Source organism: Paraclostridium sp. MRS3W1 (assembly GCF_032465715.1).
In the GTDB taxonomy this organism is placed as follows: domain Bacteria; phylum Bacillota; class Clostridia; order Peptostreptococcales; family Peptostreptococcaceae; genus Paraclostridium; species Paraclostridium dentum.
This window is the reverse complement of sequence record NZ_JAWDJM010000098.1, coordinates 1-20,064: the sequence shown is the minus strand read 5'-3', so window position 1 is coordinate 20,064 and position 20,064 is coordinate 1. Positions and strand designations below refer to the sequence as shown.

Below are 20,064 nucleotides of genomic sequence, written 5' to 3'. Positions count from 1 at the left end.
TATGCATAACGAAACACTCGAAAAACTAACAATCGCTGCTAAGAACAAAGTTAATTTATTAAATAGTAGTAGATTAAAATACATTGTATCATCAGCTTTTGCAGGACTTTATGTTGGGATAGGAATATTATTAATTTTTACAATAGGTGGGCTTTTAACATCAGCTAATTCTCCTATGACAAAAATTATGATGGGTGTATCATTCGCCATAGCATTAAGTTTAGTTGTAATGACTGGTAGTGAACTATTTACAGGTAACAACATGGTAATGACAGCTGGTACGTTAAACAAAGGTACTAGTAATAAAGACTTACTCAGAGTATGGGCTTATAGTTTTGTAGGTAATTTACTTGGATCGCTTTTGGTTGCTGGATTATTTGTAGGTACAGGACTTGTTAATAAAGGAGCTGTAATGGAGTTTTTCGCTACAACATCCTTAGCTAAAGCATCACTTCCATTTATGGACCTTTTCTTTAGAGGAGTACTTTGTAACATACTAGTATGCGTGGCTGTAATGTGCTCATTTAGAACAAATGATGATACTGCAAAGTTAATAATAATATTTATGTGTTTATTTGCTTTCATAACTAGTGGGTTTGAACATAGTGTAGCTAATATGACTATATTTGGAGTAGCATTATTTTCAAGTGCTATCAAAGGAGCTACTCTTATGGGCGCAATATATAATTTATTTGTTGTTACATTAGGAAACATAGCAGGTGGAGCACTAGTAATGGGTGCTGGTGCATATATATTGGGTAAAAAAGATTAAGCAATTAATATGATTTAGTACGGTGTATTGGATTAAAATAAAGTTAGTAATAGAATAATAAAAAGAGTATCTATTGAAATTGTTCAATAGATACTCTTTTTATTTTAAATTTGTTGTTATGTAGCTAATTAACAACGTATTTATCTATATAAAATCTTATTGTTGATTTGCAACTTCTAACTCATCACTTAGTAATGCAGCTCCTACTGATAGTACAAATGGAGCTATTATTAAACTTCCTAATAGTATTGTCATGTATAACTCCTCCTTTTTCTTATCTTTATTTGATAAGTCTATTATACATGCACAACTTTAAAATAGCCTGACGCAAAGCTTAACTAAGTCTTACATTTTTGATAGATGCCATTACATATCTATAAATTTTGAGGAGAGTTATATTTCAGTCCTCAATTTATAGGTTTCAGTCCATTTTTAAATTAAAAGTTAAGATTTATGATAGTCTATAATAAATCTTAACTTTTAATTTAAAGTTCAGGAGGGTTATATATGTTAAATTATTCAAAAAATCAGGTTAGCGCAAACAAATATATATGGAAAACTTTAAAAGTTTTTAACTTTTTTGATAGTCCAAAGTTTATATTGATATTAGCAAGTATATCTAAAGTTTTTAGAAATATTATCTTGGCGTTATTAGGGTTTGCAGAACCTCCTATTAGCCATAAATACAACATATAAAATTATTAATAACAAAAAATATGAACGCAATAAATACGTCAATTTCTTTAATCAATATATTTATTGCGTTCTGTAGCTATATGTATATGATAAATGATGACAAACCCCTTATGGAGAGGAGTATTAATTAAATAGTATCTAGCTTATAAATATCTTACTGCTAGATACAAATACATTATAACACCTATTGATAACATGTTTTAATTTGAATATTTAATAGCACTTATTAAATATCTAAATATACATCAGTAATATTTATAGATAAGTTAGCAGAAGTCATATATTAACATAAAAACAAACAATAATTTGATTTTTTATCAAATTAATTGTATTATTAAAACCTAAATAAAATTTTAGATTTTTAATAAAATACCAATGAAAAATGCCTCCAAACTATAAATTTAGTTATAGAGGTATTTTTTACGCTTAAATAAACTATTTTTAACTAATATTTATGGATAACATCTGGAGTATCATAATTTAGATGTTTTAGTGAAGTAAAAAATAACATTTTGGAGCAACGGACGAAGTCGTTTGAGTAACGGGACACGAGTTTACCGAGTGGACGTTGACGATATGAAATTTGAGCGACATGAGCGAAGCGAATTTTATATACTCATTGTAATTAATTTCCATTTAAACTGTGCTATACTTTTATCATAAAATTTTTAAACTTGGGGGATTAAAATGTGTAGTGATATTAAGGTTATAAAAAAAGAAGTAAGGGACTTCTTGATAATTAACTTTAGCTTAATTACTTTTATATCTATTTTCATATTTATTCGCGCCGCAAAACCAAACAGCATTTCATTTTTATCAAGCTTTGCAGGATTATTTATGTACATTCCCGCATTTTCAGCAATTACAGTTTTAAATAGAAGTTCTTATTATGCTTTTACATCGTCAATATATAGATTTTTTAATATCTTTTCTATTGCCACAATTATAAAGATAATTTTATGTATAATTGAATCTTTGTTTATAAACAACCTAAGGATCTCTTTTTTAGTAGATGTTCTAGTATCTTGTTATCTTATAACTAGCATTTTTATGAATTCATCTGATTTTGAAATTTTAAATTTATGCTTTAATAAAAACTTTAAAAAAGTTGTATTTGTAATATTGCTTTCTTTAGCTATAACTGCAATTAGCAATTTCTCGCAATTAAAATATATGCAAATTAATCCTATAAATATTTTAGATTCAATTATAAGAGTTTTATTTATAGTAGGTTTAAATGTAGTCTTTGGATGTAATCTATTCTTTGGAGAGGAGTTTGGCTGGAGATACTTCTTACAACCTCGCTTACAAAATCTTTACGGAAAAAGATTAGGAGTTATTTTATTAGGTCCAATATGGGGGATTTGGCATTTACCTCTTTGTGTAACTTTGTATAGCCCTGAAAGTCCACTATACTGTATTATTACTCATATAATTGCCTGTACTACCCTTGGAGTATTTTTAGGATATACTTACATGAAAACCGAGAACCTCTGGGCTCCTATGCTAGTACATTTGTTAAATAACTCGATTGCACCTATAATTGGTAATTCATACGGCAAAGTTTATACACTAAACACTCTTTTTTATGAGATTTTACTGTATTCAATAGTATTCTTACCATTTTTACTTACAAAAGAATATCGATCTAATCAAAAATTATATATTAATAGTTAACATATATATTGAATTTTATAAAATAACACCCAACTCTAAAATTTAGACTTGGGTGTTATTTTAGCTCTATTATAATTAATACCTATAACTGTTCTTTCTTTAGTTTTAGGTATTCTATTCTTTCTAACTTGTGTTTAGTATCTTTTAAAACTGTTTTTTCTACTAAAGGATCTTTTTTCAGATACTCATAAACTGCTTTAACAATAACTGTATTTAGATTATCTCCATCTCGTTCTGCCTTTAAATCAAGTTCTTTTTTTAAATCCATACTTACCGTTACCATAGTTCTTGTATTCGCTTTACTTACTGCCATTTTTACCTCCTAAAATCAATTTTGAAATATAGTGTAAATTTAGATACATCTTTTAATTTATTTTAAAATAGTGTTATCACTTTAATAAGTAAATTTTATCATATGTTTATTATATCAATCAATTCAAATATTAATATACATATTTAAATTTAGTCATTACATAATTATATTTAATACTTAAAAATTTAAAACTTATTATTTAATACAAAAGTGCAATCACTTTTTTTATAAAACAGGTTGAAAGTAGAACATATGTTCTATATAATATTGCTATAGAATCTAATTTTGGAGGGGTTCAATGAAACAGCTTTCTACTAATGAAAAACTAATTGTATTAGGGTATATAGAGGAGATGCTAGATATATTTAATACTGTTTTAATTGAAGAATTTAAAGATGGGGAAGAACCAAATATTATTTGTAATGGTAGTAAATTTTTAAAAAGAGATTTTGAATCTCTAAAAATAAAAATTCAAAATTTATAGCATTAAAAAACATATATTTTATGAAAGGTAGTGATTTATATTGATCAGTGAAATTATCAATATTGTTGGGAAAGAAGGTTCTTGGGCTTTACTTTCATTTGGATTGATACTTTACATACTAAAAGCTCAAGAAAAAAGGGATATCTTACAAGAACAAAGAGAAGAAAAATATCAAGAGATAATAGAAACTATGACATGTAAATTAGATATGCTGACTCGTCTTTCAGATGACATAACTGATATTAAGAGTAAGTTAGAAAACACAGTACACTAGTTGTTTACATATAAAAAAGGATTGCTATTATAATTTAATATAATAGCAATCCTTTTTCACTCACTTAATATTTCATATATTCCCATAAACCCTTCAGCAACAACTAAACTTATATATTTGAGTATAAATTTAAGAAAATCTTAAGATTTATAAACCTAAAATAATGTTAGTATTTATATTAGTTACCAAATTTAATTTTGAAGGGAGAAATTTTAAATTTATGTATATGATTTACCCACTTCTTTGTGTGATAATACCTTGTTTTATATATCAAATAATTACTATAAAATCTAGAAAAATTAAAGATAAAGTAAACTTAATACCACATTTAATAAAAGTTTATGTTTTCTTACTTTATGTTTCTTTAGCAATTATCGTAGCTGGAATAGGAAGTATATGGGATATAGGTCAATTTGGAAATATAATCCGAATAGAAGAAATAAACTTAGTTCCATTTAGTTCATCAGGGGCTACTACATATATCTTAAATATTATAATGTTTATGCCTCTAGGTTTTTTACTTCCTTTTATTTGGAGTAAGTTTAGGAATCTTAGTAAAGTGTTTTGTGTTGGACTATGTTTTTCGTTAGCAATTGAATTTTGTCAACTATTTAATCATAGGGTTTCAGATATTGATGATTTAATGATGAACTCATTGGGAGCTGTTTTTGGATATTTAATATGGTTATGTGGGACTAAATTATTTAAGTACATAATTAAGTTACCTATATTTGTGTCTATATCTAATACAGATAATCAAAGCAAATTTAGCTTATATATAAGTAAAAAGTCTATATCTAAAAATGAAGCCGTTATATACCTTTCATTAGCTATTTTAGGAGAATTCATATTTTATAACTGGTCTTTTTTATACATATAATTTTAGAAATTTATTTATTTTAGATATTATCTATTAATCACTATCAGAAATCTTAATTAAGTCTTACCTATTGTTTATTTGGTAAGCATAAGGGTATTTATTATTTAAATTGAAACTAGTAATAATCACGTTTATTTATATATTATACAACTTAATTAGGAGGATAAAAGATGAAATATTTTATGGTTGAAGGAATACTAAAAAATCCAAATAAAATTGATGATACTATTATGAAAGAGCATATGGATTACACTCAAAAAGCAATGGACAAAGGATTGATCTTAATGTCTGGACTTAAATCAGATATGAGTGGAGGTCTATTTGTTATGAAATCAGAGTCTATTGAAAGATTGAATGAGTATTTATCAAATGAACCTTTTAAAACTTATGATATACAAGATTATAAAATAGTAGAATTTGATGCTCATTATTTCAATCAATCACCTAGTGAATGGTTTAAACAATTGTAGCTTATAAATTACATTTTAATATTTCACTCCAAATTAAAGCTATTTTATTCCTGATTTAGGATCATTTATATCTTAAATGTTAAAATAACTTTAAACATATTAAATTCATAAGGGGTGAGTAGAATGCAAAAGAAAAAGTTTATAATATTAAGCTCTCTTATACCAATTCTAATGCTACTCAATATAACGGTTTTTAAAGGTATTTTAATAGCTAATATACTAATAGCTTTAACTTTAGTACTACTTTCTGGAAAACTAGTATCTGAGGTTATTAAGTTAAGAAAGAAGAAAATCTAGATTATATAATGCTATAGTATAGTTTAGATGATTAATATTTAATTTTGTGAAGGTAAAATATAAATTATGAAAATAGCCAATATAACAAATGGAGAGGTTTTTAATCAATACTTTGAAAGAACATTTTGTACAAAAGGAATTCCTTTTAACGAAGCAATTATGGTAGGAAATTCTACATCAAATGTATTTTCTAATGAATTTTGTATAAATCGTGCATCTCAACTTAATGTCTCTGTAGAAGAATACTATAAAAAGTTAAATGCTTTTTTTAAGTTTATAAAAGAATTAGAACAATATGAAGAAATCATTTTATGGTTCGGATTAGATACATTCTGCCAGTTGAATTTACTATCGATCCTTTACTTTCTAGAAACTAGAAAGTATAAAGGCAATGTATTTACAGTTATAATTGACGATGAAAGTTTTAATATAATTCGAGAAAAAACACATATTACTCTTGGAAGTTATCAAGAATTATATGAAAAAATCTTATTGAATAAAGAATACGTGAGATGCAATGATTCCATTATGGATAAAGCTATATCATTGTATTTTGATTATTTATCAGATAAAGGAAAACTTGCTATGATTATAAAAAATAATAATACATTATCTGAAAATCAACTAATTGAAAAGCTATTACTTGAAGGTACGGATTATGGTATTAGTGATTTACAGGCCTATCATTTAATAAAAAAGTACTTACTGAAATAGTAAGTACTTTTTTATTCCAAACTTAAATAAATCTACATATTTTTCTCTATTGAAATGTTCTATTATAAATTTTTATATTAAAATTTTTATGCGCAATTATATGAATTTACCTCGTACTTATACATTTTAATTGTAGTTAAGTAGCTTGTTAACGATACATATCACTACTTGAATAGGTTTATATAAATAATAATCGAAAATAATTTTAAATTTTTTGTAGAAGGAAATCGGAAAACTTTATCAAATACTTATATTGCAGGAATTCTTGCATTCATATATTTCTCAACCTATTCATTTATCCTGCTTATTTGATTTCAAGAACTTTCAAATATACAATTCTAAAAAATTCACACAAACGTTTGTTGTTATAATAACAACAAACGTGAATACAATTATACCAAAGGAGATGTTTAAGATGAAAAGCAATAACTTAGATCCATTAAATTCTAAACCTAACTTTAAGGGAATTTTGGGTGTTGCTTCAGTTTGGTTTGCCGCTCATGTAGGTGGGGGCTTTGCTACAGGTAATCAGACAATGAATTTCTTTGTTGAAGATGGATGGTACACATTCTGGATACCAATCCTAATTATCGGTATTATAGCTTTAGTTTATAGGGAAACAATGATTATGGCTAAAAATCATCAAGCTTATGACTACAGAACAATAGCTAAAAAACTTTATGAACCGTATGATAAGGTATTACCTATCGTATTTGAAATTTGTTATTTAATAATAGTATTACTTGCTACAGGAGGTTCTATTGCCGGAGCAGCTGCATTATTTTCTGAATTTGGACTTAGCTACAACCTAGGTGTAGTGGTAACCGGACTAGTATTATTTATACTAACAATATTTGGTGCTAACCTAATTAGAAGTGCATCTTCATTTATGACTATCATAATAGTCGTTTGTCTTACTCTAATATGTTATATAGGAATATCTGCAAACGCTGATAATTTCACTCAATTAGCAACAACTGGATATGCAACTTCATCAGTTTGGGAGGCCTTATGGTCAGGTCTACAATATGCTGGATTCCAGGCTATAGTATGGTCAATAGTTGTAAGTGTCTGTCAACCTCTTAAAACAGATAAGGAAATCAATTTAACAACTGTAATAGGATTTGTATTAAACAGTGTAATGATCGTACTTAGTTGTATGATGTTATTTGCATGGCTTCCAGGAACTTCTGGAGAAACTCTTCCTATTCTTTATATTTGTAAGCAAATAGGCAAAGGATGGCTTATAGTATTGTACTCAATTGTACTTTTACTTGCATTCATATCTACTGGTATAGGATGTGTATTCGGTGCAATTGCAAGATTTGAAAATATTATTAAAGTTCCAGCAAACATAACAGTTAGAAGAGGAGTTCTTTCTCTATGTTGTATGATTCTATCTATGGCTATATCTCTTTTCGGCCTTACAAACATAGTTAAGATTGGATACGGATATACTGGTATAATTGGTATTTTCGTTGTAATAATACCAGTACTTACTGTTGGTCATATTAAAAATAAAAAATTCAAATTAAATCAACAAGCTCAAAATTCACAAGAAAATGTAATTGTAGGAGAGTAGAGTTAATTATAAATTATTTTGCAAGTTCATAGCTAATTGCTAAAAATAAATAAAAGGACTTAGAATCTTAATAACCTAGATTCTAAGTCCTTTTTTACGCTTAATAAAATTATATTTCACTAATATTTGTGGATAACTTTTAAAACCTAGTGATCCAATTATTTTGGTGAAAGTAAAAAATGACATTTTGAGCAACGGACGAAGTCGTTGGCGACATGAAGTAATTCGCAGACGTAGTCGCTCAAACAAAGCGAATTTTTATTTTAAAATATAGAAAGTATTTTTACATGGTTTTCTTCTATAAAATTTTTAAGGCATTTATTATCTATACTCATTTTTTCTAGAACTTCTTCAATGCTGTAAACATCCGGTAAAAAATACTCATTTTTTACTATATGCTTTTGATTATTTATATCTTTTACAACGTATATATCATCTTGATACATAAATTCTATATCACATTCTGTTTTTATAAAATCCATCCAAATATTTAATTCACTCATATATACAGCCCCTTATATAGAATTATTTTAATATTCCTCTTAGATTCATAACTTCTTGAATTATTTTTATAGACTTCATGTAAGTAGCAGTTCTCATATCAACAGAATATTTTTTCATTATATCCCATATCTCTTCAAATGCTGTTATCATTGTTTCTTTTTGTTTTAATTGAACTTTGTCAAAACTCCAAATTACTCTTTCTAAATTTTGTACCCATTCAAAGTAAGAAACTGTAACACCCCCACTATTTGCAAGTATATCTGGTATAACTACAACATCTTTTTCATATAAAATTTTATCTGCTTCAGGAGTAGTTGGTCCGTTTCCTCCTTCACATATAATTTTAGCTTTTACTTCATTGGCATTTTCTTGTGTAATTTGCTTTTCTAACGCACAAGGGAAAAGTATATCTATATCCATTGTTATTACACTTTGAGATACTTGTATAGCTCCTGGGAATCCTTTAATGCATCTGTTTTCCATATTATATTTAATAAGTTCTTTTACATTGATGCCCTCTTTGTTATATATACATCCTGTATGATCTTCTACAGCTATAATTTTTGCTCCAACTTCATCCATATATTTTGCAGTATAACTTCCTACATTCCCAAATCCTTGTATTCCTACAGTAGCACTATTTAGGTCCATATGTTTTTTCTTAGCAGCTTCAATAGCCATATTAGCTACTCCAAATCCTGTAGCCTCTGTCCTTGCTAATGATCCATAAAACTCTACTGGTTTACCTGTGTATGCACCTGGTGAAAATTTACCTGTTGCCTTTGTATGTTCATCTAACATCCATACCATAATTTCTCCATTCGTATTAAGATCTGGAGCAGGAATATCTTCATACTCCCCAACTATAGGTGCTATAGATTTAGCAAACCCCCTTGATATTCTTTCTAACTCTGACTTTGAGTAATCTCTAGGATCGATATTAATTCCACCTTTTCCCCCTCCATAAGGTAATCCTACTACACTACATTTAAATGTCATCCAAGTAGATAAAGCCTTTACCTCATCTAAGCATACTGCAGGATGGAATCGTAACCCTCCTTTGAAAGGACCACAAGCATTATTATGTTGAGCTCTGTAACCTGTAAATAATTTTATACTTCCATCATCCATTGTTACTGGAAATGATACCTCTAAAACCCTCATAGGACTTTTTAAAACTTCATAAACAGATGAATCTAATTCTAACTTATCGCATGCGTTTTTAATTTGTGTTCTTGCAATTTCTAATAATCCAAAATTTTTACTTTCCATAATAAGACCCCCTTGAAATATTAGAAAACGTTTTCTATTTATTTATATATTACCATCTAATTACATAGTTGGCTAATTGCAATTATAAATGAATACAATTAGATTTTTTTATAGTTAAAATAGACCCAAGATACTTGATATATCTATATTGTATAGATTATTCATAAGTTTTTATTAATGCAAAAAAGACATACATAAGCATGCCTTTTTCTAAAATTTATCTTCTAATTTCTCTATCAGATTCAACTATATTGTGCTTTTTAATTGGCTTAACATTAAAGTTTGATCTATATTCTGTTTCCGCCCAGAATATATTCTCAGCCACTAAAGCCTCAGGATTTAACGCTACACCATCTAAAATTATCTCTTTAAACTTATGATATCCAGCTCTATCGATTAAATGTCCACCATGTAAATACTCTGGTTTATAATCTAGAGCCCATGCAGAGAACTTTTGCCAGTTTCCAAATATGCCTAACACAACTTCCTCAGTTGCAAAATTTATAAAAGTTTTACCCATTCTAGGAGTTTGTTTACCTGATCTTCCCCCTATAACTATTCTATAAAACTTCTCTGGCTTTCTTGTCCATGCACTTGCAGGACATGCTAGCACACATTCTCCGCACCCAACACAGCAGCATATATCTTTATCTATTAACCCTTTGTTATTTAAGCTTAAAACCCTCGTAGCATGATGCTCACAAGCTTTAACACAAGCTCCACACCCTATACATCTTTCAGGGTGATATTCCATTCTAGCTTGACCTATAACCCCAAAATCTTGAAAATGTCCTTTAGCGCAATCATTTGGACATCCTGCTACAGATACTTTTATATGATAGTGAGAAGGGAATACTAATTTTTCTATTTTATTGGCCATATCTTTTGTGTTAATATTTCCTTTTATACAATGAGCATTACCTATACAAGCCATTACATTTCTAGCTCCTATTGTAGGATATCCATTTTCCGTAATCTCCATATCACAGTTGCACTCATCAACTTCAACTTCTTTTAGATAGTCTTTTATAAATTCATTAACTTCATCAATACTTTCATACTTTATTCCTGGAATATTAAATGTTTGTCTCATCCCCATATGGAATGTTCCATTTCCCCATCTTTGAGCAATCTCTTGAATATCATTTAGGTATTTAGCATTTACAGTTCCACCTGGAACACGCATTTGAAGCATAAATTCACCTGGAACTTTTGATTGACGAAAACAATTTAATCTAACTTTTTTTATATCTATATCATGATTCATAGTTAATCCCTCCTAATCTAATAATGTTTTAGCCTTTGTGTAGTTAAATACTGGTCCTTCAAGACATACATAAGTTTCATTTATTCTACAATGCCCACATTTACCTACTGCACAAGACATTTTTCTTTCGAAAGAAACCCATATTTTTTCTTCAGGAACTCCTAGTTTTAAAAACTCTAAAGCTGTAAAATGCATCATTATCGGTGGTCCAACTATTATAACCTCATAATTATCTTGGAATTTTTCCAAAGGTAATTTATCTAGATGAGTAGTTACAAGACCTTTTTCCCATCCACACTTTGTATCATCGTCTAAAGTGTATATGGTATTAAACTTTTCACTCCATCTTTCTAAATCATTCTTAAAAAGTATACCGTCTGAATTTTTAAATCCAAATACAAGGTTTGCACTTTTAGCAAATTCAGGTTCATTGTATAATTTATTTATTAAACTTCTTACTGGTGCGACTCCTGTCCCTCCAGCTACTATAATTAAATTCTTTCCTTTAAATTGATCTACTGGCCATCCTTTACCATATGCACCTCTAAGAGCTATTTTATCTCCAGGGCTTAATTTAAATATTTCATCCGTTACTTTTCCTACTGCTCTTATCGTAAATTCTAAATATCCATTATCAAATCCACTTACTGATATAGGTGCTTCTCCAACTTTTGGAAGAGATAATTGTAAAAACTGACCATGTTCAGGAACAACATCACTTGCTATTCTAAATGTCCATTCTTTATCAGTTTCTTTAAATAGGTCTATTATCTCACATGACTTAGGTGTTAAAATATTTTCTCCCATTTACTTCTCCTCCTTTAGTTCTTTAACAGCTTTTGAAACCTTGTTTATAGTAGCTGTAATAGATATATTCTCTGGACATCGATCTGTACATCTACCACATCCTACACACATATGTTCATTTCCAAATTCAGCTTTGTAATCATGTATTTTATGCATTACTTTGTATCTCATCTTATCTCCAGCTGTTTTTCTAAATACATGACCTCCTGCCATTTCGTCAAATCCATCTACATGACAAGATGCTTGAATTCTTTTTCTTTCTCCAATGTTACTTTCTGCGTCATGAACTATATCTGTTGTCGTAAAGCATGTACATGTACTACAAGCTATGGTGCAACTTCCGCATTGAATACATCTTTTATTGTACTCTTCCCACATTTTATGAGTTTTTAATTTATTTAAAATTTCTATATTATCTATTTCTGGTATTTCTACTTTTATTTTATTTTCTTTAATAAATTGAAGTTCAAATTCATCTTTTTTCTTATCTTCAAAGTATTTACTAAAGGAATCGTCTTTAACTTTAAACAGTAGATTATCATCATTAAATCTTACTGCTAAACTATAGTCATCTACTGTGTTGCTATTCATTGATACACAGAAACAAGTATCCCATCCTTCAGTACACTCCATGCATATAAACTTAACTTTATCTCTTACTCTTTTATAGAATATATCTTCAAAGTTTCCATTTTTAAGATATATATTGTCTTGTCTTTTTTGAGCATTTATATCACAAGGTCTTGCAAAAATTAATATTTTCTTTTGACTTTTCATATTACTTTCTCTAAATTTATTTTCTATAAAATAATATAGAGTCTGTGATATAGGAGTAATAACTTCCTTTGCAGGATAAGTTGATTTTTCTTTAAATACAATTTCTTCAACAGAATTTATTTCATCATACTTAATTATATCTGTATCTGAGTATCTTCCTTGCTTCTCAAATCTCTTTGGAGCATAAATTATGTACTCTTTTTTTAGCTCATTAAATAAATCATTAACCTCTTGTAATTTTAATTTGTAGCTCATGCTAATTTCCTCCAAGTATTAAAATAACTTATGATTGAAAGTCTCATAAATTTTTGGATACTTCTCGTCTATACTGGTAAATAGTTTTATAATTCAATTTAAAATTTTAAAAGTTCGAAAGCGCTTTCTGTTTATAAATATACTATCATCAAATTCTGCACATTAAAAATTGCAATTCTCAATACATATAATTAAATTTCTTAATAGTTAGTTAGATTTTTATCAATATATATTTTCCGGAATAGTATTTGAATGGTTGATAATATAATTATCTAAGGGGTGGAAATATGAGTTTAAGTTGCTTAGATTTTTTAATTTATCCAATCATATATATTTTATCAATGCCAATTTTAGTTTTATTTCATGAGTTAGGTCATGCAATTTCCGCATTAATACTTACCGATGATATTGTAAGCATTTACATAGGAACGTCTAGTTTAAATACGAGATTTAGGTTTGGTAGGTTAACTATTTATTTTAATGGTTATTCATCCTTAATTGATATATCGTATGGTTGTGTAAATTGGAATCCAATGTATAGTAATTTAAAATCAATTTTAATGAATGCCGCTGGACCCCTTATATCTTTATTAATTGCTTTTCGATTTTTTATAATTTTAGATAATTATCATCTATCGTACTTTTTAATGAAAATTTATAATGGAATATTTATTTTTAGTTTTAGCCAATTTTTATTTACAATTTTTCCAATTAAATACACTTATAGACCCTATGTCGGGTTTTCAAGTGATGGGTATAAAATCTTACAACACTTGAAAATACTACATTAGATCATTTAATTTTAATTAATATGATTCCAAAAACAGGAAAATACGATGTTTTTGTCGTTAATTTTAAATTTGTGTAACATTTTGTTTCCTTTACTTGTACATAGATTTAAAATAAAATATATAATTATATATTTTATTGAGGTGGTAAAATGAGTGCAAAACAATTAATTTTATTAGTTTTCGCTATTTTGTTAAGTATTTACAATGTGTATACCCTTTATCAAAAGGATAGATAATTTAATGTACATTTGCTTAAGTTTTAAATTTATAGTCTAACTATCTAAAAAAGAGTATATATATCTAAATTGATTTATTAATTTAGATATATATACTCTTTTTTAATGCTCTTATTAGTATTGCTTAATTAAACTTATAAAGTTCACAAATTTTAGTAATCAATAATAAAATTAATGAATATGTTAATATGTATAACTAAGGTTTATTTATATGTGACTTAGTTATACATTATATTTAATCCAGTACTTTTACTCTCATTTGTGCTGGATTATTTTTTATGCTATTTATAGCTCTCCATAATCTATATATTCTTGACTACATACATACTTAAGCATACAAACTCTTTCTAAATTTCGGTTTGCACACTCTAGTGTTTGATTTAAACATATAGATGCCCTATAGTGCTTTCTGGCTAATCCTAAATTACCTTGTAATTCATAGTAAATTCCAAATAAATTATGTGGTTCAGCGGCATTAAAGTTTTCCATAATAGCTGAAAGTATATATTCCTTTGCCTTGCTAAAATCATTACTTTGTAAACTATTTATCGCATTTCTTATATTTGATTTAAATGAGTCTATCCTAGTTTCTTTGGATAACATATTAGTATCCCCCCTTTATATTTTATTTAATAATATTTTATTAAAATCCATATAAATTTGTTGTTAAGATATATACTTTTGTATAAAAACAATATTAAGATTTCTTAATATATTTAATACTCTATTTCTTATTTAAAATTGCTATAATCATTTTATATACTATTATAAAATCAGGTGAGGCGTTAGAGTGTTTTATAGTTCTTTATCTATGGCAGGAATATTTTTTGTAATATCATTTATATTTTTTATTTTTAAAGATAAAGCATGTATTTTAATTGGTGGATATAATTTAATTTCTAAGGATAAAAGAAAAGGTTATGATGAGGTAAGGCTAAGCAAAGATTTTAGAAATACGTTTTTTAACTATGGCCTAATATTTTTAATAGGCGGTATTTGTTGCTTGATTATATCTAATTTATGCTTTTGGATAGCATTTTTGATTTGGTTAATTTACTTTTCTAAAAATGTTAGTTTTAGTAATAAGATATTTGATAAATATAAGACTAAATATGAAAATACATAGTAATTCATATTTAATTTGACTTAATTTTTCTCCTATGTTAAAATGCCATATCACTTTAATAGATAATCTAGGAGGAAATATGGAAATTTTAAAATCTATAAAAAAAATACCAGGAGGACTACTTATAGTTCCAATGATTATAACATCTATAATTAATACATTTTATCCAATAATATTCACGGTTGGAGGAATAACCCCCTCAATTCTAACTACGCAAGGAACTATGACACTAATAATTATATTGTTATTCATATCAGGTACACAGTTTAAAATATCCCAGGTAAAGCCTATGCTAAAAATAGGAGGAACTCTAATTCTTTTCAAACTATTCTTGGTGTATTTAATTAGTATATTTTTTGTAAATGTATTTGGAGTGCAAAGCATACTTGGTATATCAATACTATCTATAACATCAGTGTTTATAAGCAACAATCCAGGATTATATCTAGCACTCAACGATTCTTTTGGAGATGAGATTGATGCATCTGTATTTGGATTACTAAATTTAATAATTGTTCCATCTATACCTGTTATGATACTTAGTTCAGTTAATGGTCAAAGCATAGACTTTATATCTTTATTTAGAACTATATCACCATTTATTTTAGGAGTTATATTTGGTAATCTAGATAAAAATATTAGGTTTACCTACCAGTCAGCTACAAATTTACTACTTCCTTTCTTGGGCATAAGCTTTGGTGGGAGTATAAATATTTTAAATGCTATAAATTCAGGACTTGCAGGAGTTATATTAACACTATCATTCTATATATTAATTACACTTCCAATGTTTATTTTTGAAAAAAAGATATTAAAAAGAACTGGATTTATCTCTATAGCGTCTGCATCTGTTGCAGGTACCTCTTTAGCTGCACCTGTATTGGCAGCACAACTAAACACATCTTATGAATCTTTCGTATCAACTTCAATATCTCAAATTGCATTAGTAATGATTATAACTACAATTATAACTCCTGTATTAACAAAAAAACTAATTTCTAAAAAAGCATTATAGTCTAAAGTTTTAAATATATATAACTTTGATATATCTTTTAAATACACTGAAAAGACATTAAAAATTTAAAAATTAAATTAATTTTAATGTCTTTTTATTTTTTAATATACTTTTAGACTTACCTTACTTTCATCGAATAAATAACTCTAACTTTGTTTTTATCCTTATCATCACTTGATAGTTTTTTAAATTTAAACCCTAATTTTTCTGCTAGCTTTATAGATGCTGTATTTTGAGGATATATATGGGCTTCGATTGTTTGAACAGGTGTACTTTCACTTACATGGTTAATTAATAATGGAGCGGCTTCACTCATGATTCCTTTGTTCCAGTGAGCTTTCTTTAACATATAGCCAATTTGGACTTTATTTTCATTTTCATCAAAATGGTGTAGAGCAAGATCTCCTAAATACTCATTAGTACTTTTTTCAATTACTCCCCATCTTATAAACCACTTTTTTTCAAATCCCTTATCTATAACATCAATAAGCTTTATAATATCTTCTATATAACTAATTTTTTGACCTGAGTTAAACTTCATAACATCCTCATCTGAGTACATTTCCAAGATATCTCTTGAATCTGAATATGATATCTTTCTCAAAAGGTACTTATCAGACTCTATTTCTTTAAATTCATTAAATAAACTATACATATACCATCACCCCAACCTTTTATAAAATAATATTAGTATACTTTACTACCCTATATTTCTATAAATAATCAAAATAACTTCTCATACTCTCTAATTTAGATTTTTATATTTAGCTTAATTTATAACTTCGCTATCTTAATCCTATATTCATTTATTTCACTCCAATTTCATTATTTAAAATGTATTATTATATATATAAAAATTATTATTATATGTAACTCTGTTATCAAAAACTGCAACAAAACACAAATCTGTAGATAATTAAACTTTTTGATAGTATATTTAAATCAAGAAAGGAGTTAACAATGAAAATTAATATTTTGATAGATAAAATTTTAAGCAGAGATGAAGTAGAGATTAAGGTTTGTCCTGAAAATGTAAACCTTGGACATGATTTAGAAAGCTACATAAGACAAATTTCAAAACTAACAGTTATAAATACTAAAAATGATAGCAAAATCAAAGTAAATATAAATGATATATTAAAATTTCAATCAGAAGGCACTATGTGTTGTGTAGAAATGAAATCTAAAGAACTTTATTTAATAAATAAACGTCTAAAAGAAGTAGAAGGTCTAAATCATAAGAATTTTGTTAAAATCAATAATCAAACAATTATTAATCTAAATGAAGTTAAAGAGTTTTCATCTGCTCCAAATGCAAGATTAGAAGTAATACTTAGTGATGGCTCATTTCACTTTGTAAATAGACATTATGTAAAAATAATAAAGGAGAGGCTATTATGATTAAACAGTTTAAATCATCTTTTTTTCAAATATTTTCACTAACATTTATATGGGTCTTATTATTAATTTCTATATTTTTAGGAGATGTATCATTATCCGTTAAATATACTTGGAACTTAGTTTGTATATGTGCTATTTCTGCAATTATATTTGGAGTAATGTATCCTGCTTTATGGAATTTCTCATCACTTAAAGCTTTTAATAAAATTGCTATATCATCTGTTATAAATACACTTGTAGGAATTATAGCTGTATGGTTGTTTTCACAGAATATGTTTATCTTTATAAAACCATGGATATTAGCGATCTTTATACTTACGATAATAGGTCATATTATTGGTTTTTATTTTTACTCAAAGTGGGATAATACAAAAACATCTAAAGAACTAAATAATTTATTAAAAAAATAATTATAACTTTAAAAATTCTACATCCTTTGGCTTATAAACATTTAGTTATAAACACTATTAATTAAAAGGGGAATTCTATATTATGAACGATTTGATTTTGCATGTTCCATCGTTTGAAGAGCTTAAGTACAGACAACTAATTTTATCTCAGGAAGATACTATGTCTTACAATAAAGGTTATAATCTTGGAATTGAAAACTATAATAAAGAAACAGGTTGCATTGATTTTTCTAGAAAATATTGGAGTGAGTGGTATTCTAAGTGGGTGTCTGAAAGAGTAGATAGATACTATGCGTATATAGTAAATAGTAAAACTGGCGAGTTTGTAGGTGATGTATGCTTTTACTATGATCCTCAAAATGATTTACACCTTATAGGTATAGTTATCGAAAGCAAACATAGATCCAAAGGATATTGTTCAAAAGGATTATTAAAGCTTGCAGAAACAGCATTCAATGACTTTAATGTGAAGGTTTTAAGAAATGTGATTCCTTTAGATAGAAAAAGTGCCATAAGCGGACATAAAAGTGCTGGGTTTAGAGAAATTAGTATTGATGATAATTTAATTACGCTAGATTTAGTAAAATCAGAGCATTTATCTAAGTAATGTATAATAAAAAATTTTATTTGAATAATGCAGAATAAAAATAGCTAAGGTGTATTTAATTACAAATACACCTTAACTATTTTTTAATATTTATATAATTTTTTAAAATTTAATGAGGTTACAATATAGAACAAAATTTTAAGGTTTATCTATAGTATTCTTTATATTCTTAAATTTATGTATGAATAAGTTTTAATTCTGAGGTAAAGATTCTTTTAGCTATATAAAAAGCAACACCTATCTTATATAGTAATAAGGTAGGTGTTATTTTTTTATAAATAATTAGACTTAGTTTTTATATAACTCTCTTTGCCCATAAGTAAGTCCCATTCCAATAACTTGTATTTATATTACTTTTCTTTACAACATCTCCTGGTTTAGGTGCATGTATCATTTCTCCATTCCCAACATATACTCCAACATGGCTCACTCCGCCGCTTCCATCAGTACTCGAGAATATTAAATCTCCTGGCTGTAAATTAGATTTACTTACAGTCGTTCCAAAGTTTGATTGTTGACTAGATGTTCTCGGTAAGTTAATACTTCCAGCATTTTTAAATATATAAGTCATAAGACCTGAACAGTCAAATGAGTTAGGTCCTTCAGCTCCCCATACATATGGTTTTCCTAACTGAGCATAAGCTAAATTAACTATTGCTGATTGTTTACTAGAGTTACTTACTGGAGGGTTTTGTGATTCTTCAGGCTTACTATTTTCTGCTCCAGTGTTTATATCTTGTTCAGGTTTATCAGTATTTGCTGATGGATTTTGAATTACATCAGTTTCATTATTTTCATTGTTTTGTTCAATATTACCATTCTCTTGTGGTTTACTAGTTTGTTGAGTAGTATTTCCATTTCCATTTACACTTGAACTTGTAATTTCTTTTACTACTTCCTCTTTTATTTTTATAACCGGCTTTTCGTCTGTTATGTACTTATTATATATATATCCTTCTTTACCATCGTATTTAACCTTTATCCAGTCTCCATTGTCTTCTAAAAATTCTACCTTTGTATCCTCATCTAAAACTTTAAATACTTTAGAATTTAAGTTTTTATCTTCTCTAAAATTTACATTGTCAGCACTTATATATAATGATTTATTATTTACATCTACATAATTTGAATTTATCCATCCTGACTTTTCATTTTTAAGTTCAACTTTATACCAATCATTTTCTTGCCCTAATATTTCAAATTCAGTACCTTTTGGAACTGCATATAATTTATTTGCATCTTTTACTTTAGGGGTATTTCTTATATTAAGCCCTCTTTTAGCATTAACTTTAGCAGTTTTATATATTATCTTTTTATACTCATCTTCACTTTTTGTACTTTCTTTATCATCATTTGCAAAAGCGCTCATACTTGATGATACTATCATAATAGCAGTCATAGGTATTAAAAATTTTCTCTTTAACATAATTACTCTTC

Annotated in this window: 25 protein-coding genes; 16 read left to right on the top strand and 9 right to left on the bottom strand. The window is 27.3% G+C overall.

Translation table 11 applies throughout. The features are described from left to right. The first annotated feature begins 1 nt into the window (after position 1). From RWY47_RS07505 to RWY47_RS07495, 3 genes are all read left to right on the top strand, one after another. Positions 2-772 (top strand): formate/nitrite transporter family protein, encoded by a 771-nt coding sequence (locus tag RWY47_RS07505; protein ID WP_024620026.1) that lies wholly within the window; start codon positions 2-4, stop codon positions 770-772. 507 nt (positions 773-1,279) lie between these two features. Then, complete coding sequence (locus RWY47_RS07500; RefSeq protein WP_150842087.1) at positions 1,280-1,468, top strand: hypothetical protein; 189 nt, start codon at positions 1,280-1,282, stop codon at positions 1,466-1,468. 687 nt (positions 1,469-2,155) lie between these two features. Beyond that, positions 2,156-3,145 carry a CPBP family intramembrane glutamic endopeptidase gene (locus RWY47_RS07495; protein WP_206622247.1) on the top strand — a complete coding sequence of 330 codons (990 nt, stop codon included), beginning with the start codon at positions 2,156-2,158 and terminating at the stop codon, positions 3,143-3,145. A gap of 82 nt (positions 3,146-3,227) precedes the next feature. Here RWY47_RS07495 and RWY47_RS07490 read toward each other — a convergent pair whose 3' ends face one another. Beyond that, positions 3,228-3,458: a hypothetical protein gene (locus RWY47_RS07490; RefSeq protein WP_021431878.1), complete on the bottom strand. Its 231-nt coding sequence runs from the start codon at positions 3,456-3,458 to the stop codon at positions 3,228-3,230. Between the two features lie 298 nt (positions 3,459-3,756). Between RWY47_RS07490 and RWY47_RS07485 the strand changes: the two genes are divergently transcribed. The 7 genes from RWY47_RS07485 to RWY47_RS07455 all read left to right on the top strand — a co-directional run bounded on the left by RWY47_RS07485 (position 3,757) and on the right by RWY47_RS07455 (position 8,159). Then, on the top strand, positions 3,757-3,942 hold the full coding sequence (locus RWY47_RS07485) for a hypothetical protein (protein ID WP_025162898.1): 186 nt from the start codon (positions 3,757-3,759) through the stop codon (positions 3,940-3,942). Between the two features lie 40 nt (positions 3,943-3,982). Then, positions 3,983-4,216 carry a BhlA/UviB family holin-like peptide gene (locus tag RWY47_RS07480; RefSeq protein WP_021428764.1) on the top strand — a complete coding sequence of 78 codons (234 nt, stop codon included), beginning with the start codon at positions 3,983-3,985 and terminating at the stop codon, positions 4,214-4,216. Between the two features lie 220 nt (positions 4,217-4,436). After that, positions 4,437-5,096 (top strand): VanZ family protein, encoded by a 660-nt coding sequence (locus RWY47_RS07475; protein ID WP_316030284.1) that lies wholly within the window; start codon positions 4,437-4,439, stop codon positions 5,094-5,096. 170 nt (positions 5,097-5,266) lie between these two features. After that, complete coding sequence (locus tag RWY47_RS07470) at positions 5,267-5,566, top strand: YciI family protein (RefSeq protein WP_224170777.1); 300 nt, start codon at positions 5,267-5,269, stop codon at positions 5,564-5,566. Positions 5,567-5,689: 123 nt separating this feature from the next. Next, entirely contained in the window at positions 5,690-5,863 is a 174-nt protein-coding gene (locus RWY47_RS07465) for a hypothetical protein (protein ID WP_224170776.1), read from the top strand. Positions 5,864-5,929: 66 nt separating this feature from the next. Further along, positions 5,930-6,577, top strand: coding sequence for a hypothetical protein (locus RWY47_RS07460; protein WP_224170775.1), 648 nt, complete (start codon positions 5,930-5,932; stop codon positions 6,575-6,577). 415 nt (positions 6,578-6,992) lie between these two features. Continuing rightward, positions 6,993-8,159, top strand: a complete 1,167-nt coding sequence (locus tag RWY47_RS07455; RefSeq protein ID WP_051391436.1) for a YkvI family membrane protein — start codon at positions 6,993-6,995, stop codon at positions 8,157-8,159. Positions 8,160-8,422: 263 nt separating this feature from the next. Here the strand turns inward: RWY47_RS07455 and RWY47_RS07450 are convergent, their stop codons facing one another. The 5 genes from RWY47_RS07450 to asrA all read right to left on the bottom strand — a co-directional run bounded on the left by RWY47_RS07450 (position 8,423) and on the right by asrA (position 13,041). Beyond that, positions 8,423-8,662: a hypothetical protein gene (locus RWY47_RS07450; RefSeq protein WP_224170774.1), complete on the bottom strand. Its 240-nt coding sequence runs from the start codon at positions 8,660-8,662 to the stop codon at positions 8,423-8,425. Positions 8,663-8,684: 22 nt separating this feature from the next. Then, a complete protein-coding gene (locus RWY47_RS07445; protein WP_025162902.1) occupies positions 8,685-9,935 on the bottom strand; it encodes a Glu/Leu/Phe/Val family dehydrogenase in 1,251 nt (416 codons plus the stop codon). A 217-nt stretch (positions 9,936-10,152) separates the two neighbouring features. Next, a complete protein-coding gene (gene asrC / locus RWY47_RS07440; protein WP_025162903.1) occupies positions 10,153-11,202 on the bottom strand; it encodes a sulfite reductase subunit C in 1,050 nt (349 codons plus the stop codon). 12 nt (positions 11,203-11,214) lie between these two features. Beyond that, positions 11,215-12,009: an anaerobic sulfite reductase subunit AsrB gene (asrB, locus tag RWY47_RS07435; RefSeq protein WP_025162904.1), complete on the bottom strand. Its 795-nt coding sequence runs from the start codon at positions 12,007-12,009 to the stop codon at positions 11,215-11,217. Then, a complete protein-coding gene (gene asrA / locus RWY47_RS07430) occupies positions 12,010-13,041 on the bottom strand; it encodes an anaerobic sulfite reductase subunit AsrA (RefSeq protein ID WP_224170773.1) in 1,032 nt (343 codons plus the stop codon). A gap of 287 nt (positions 13,042-13,328) precedes the next feature. On the opposite strand from asrA, the gene RWY47_RS18160 reads away from it, so the two are divergent. Next, complete coding sequence (locus RWY47_RS18160; RefSeq protein ID WP_025162906.1) at positions 13,329-13,832, top strand: site-2 protease family protein; 504 nt, start codon at positions 13,329-13,331, stop codon at positions 13,830-13,832. A gap of 521 nt (positions 13,833-14,353) precedes the next feature. Here RWY47_RS18160 and RWY47_RS07425 read toward each other — a convergent pair. Further along, positions 14,354-14,671 carry a hypothetical protein gene (locus RWY47_RS07425; protein ID WP_025162583.1) on the bottom strand — a complete coding sequence of 106 codons (318 nt, stop codon included), beginning with the start codon at positions 14,669-14,671 and terminating at the stop codon, positions 14,354-14,356. A 187-nt stretch (positions 14,672-14,858) separates the two neighbouring features. Between RWY47_RS07425 and RWY47_RS07420 the strand changes: the two genes are divergently transcribed. Next, the gene (locus RWY47_RS07420) at positions 14,859-15,194 is read left to right on the top strand and encodes a DUF3784 domain-containing protein (RefSeq protein ID WP_021428772.1); all 336 of its coding nucleotides are present in this window, start codon (positions 14,859-14,861) and stop codon (positions 15,192-15,194) included. Positions 15,195-15,273: 79 nt separating this feature from the next. Continuing rightward, on the top strand, positions 15,274-16,209 hold the full coding sequence (locus RWY47_RS07415; RefSeq protein WP_224170772.1) for a 2-keto-3-deoxygluconate permease: 936 nt from the start codon (positions 15,274-15,276) through the stop codon (positions 16,207-16,209). Between the two features lie 118 nt (positions 16,210-16,327). Here RWY47_RS07415 and RWY47_RS07410 read toward each other — a convergent pair whose 3' ends face one another. Beyond that, positions 16,328-16,864 carry a GNAT family N-acetyltransferase gene (locus tag RWY47_RS07410; protein ID WP_025162580.1) on the bottom strand — a complete coding sequence of 179 codons (537 nt, stop codon included), beginning with the start codon at positions 16,862-16,864 and terminating at the stop codon, positions 16,328-16,330. A gap of 305 nt (positions 16,865-17,169) precedes the next feature. Between RWY47_RS07410 and RWY47_RS07405 the strand changes: the two genes are divergently transcribed. The 3 genes from RWY47_RS07405 (at position 17,170) to RWY47_RS07395 (ending at position 18,627) form a co-directional block, all read left to right on the top strand. Further along, positions 17,170-17,610 carry a LytTR family DNA-binding domain-containing protein gene (locus RWY47_RS07405; protein WP_025162579.1) on the top strand — a complete coding sequence of 147 codons (441 nt, stop codon included), beginning with the start codon at positions 17,170-17,172 and terminating at the stop codon, positions 17,608-17,610. After that, a complete protein-coding gene (locus RWY47_RS07400) occupies positions 17,607-18,020 on the top strand; it encodes a hypothetical protein (protein ID WP_150842097.1) in 414 nt (137 codons plus the stop codon). Before RWY47_RS07405 ends, RWY47_RS07400 begins: the two co-directional genes overlap by 4 nt. An 82-nt stretch (positions 18,021-18,102) precedes the next feature. Then, positions 18,103-18,627 carry a GNAT family N-acetyltransferase gene (locus RWY47_RS07395; RefSeq protein ID WP_150842098.1) on the top strand — a complete coding sequence of 175 codons (525 nt, stop codon included), beginning with the start codon at positions 18,103-18,105 and terminating at the stop codon, positions 18,625-18,627. A 295-nt stretch (positions 18,628-18,922) separates the two neighbouring features. Here the strand turns inward: RWY47_RS07395 and RWY47_RS07390 are convergent. Further along, positions 18,923-20,064, bottom strand: a 1,142-nt coding sequence (locus tag RWY47_RS07390) for a C40 family peptidase (protein ID WP_316030283.1), incomplete at its 5' end; no start/stop codon positions are given.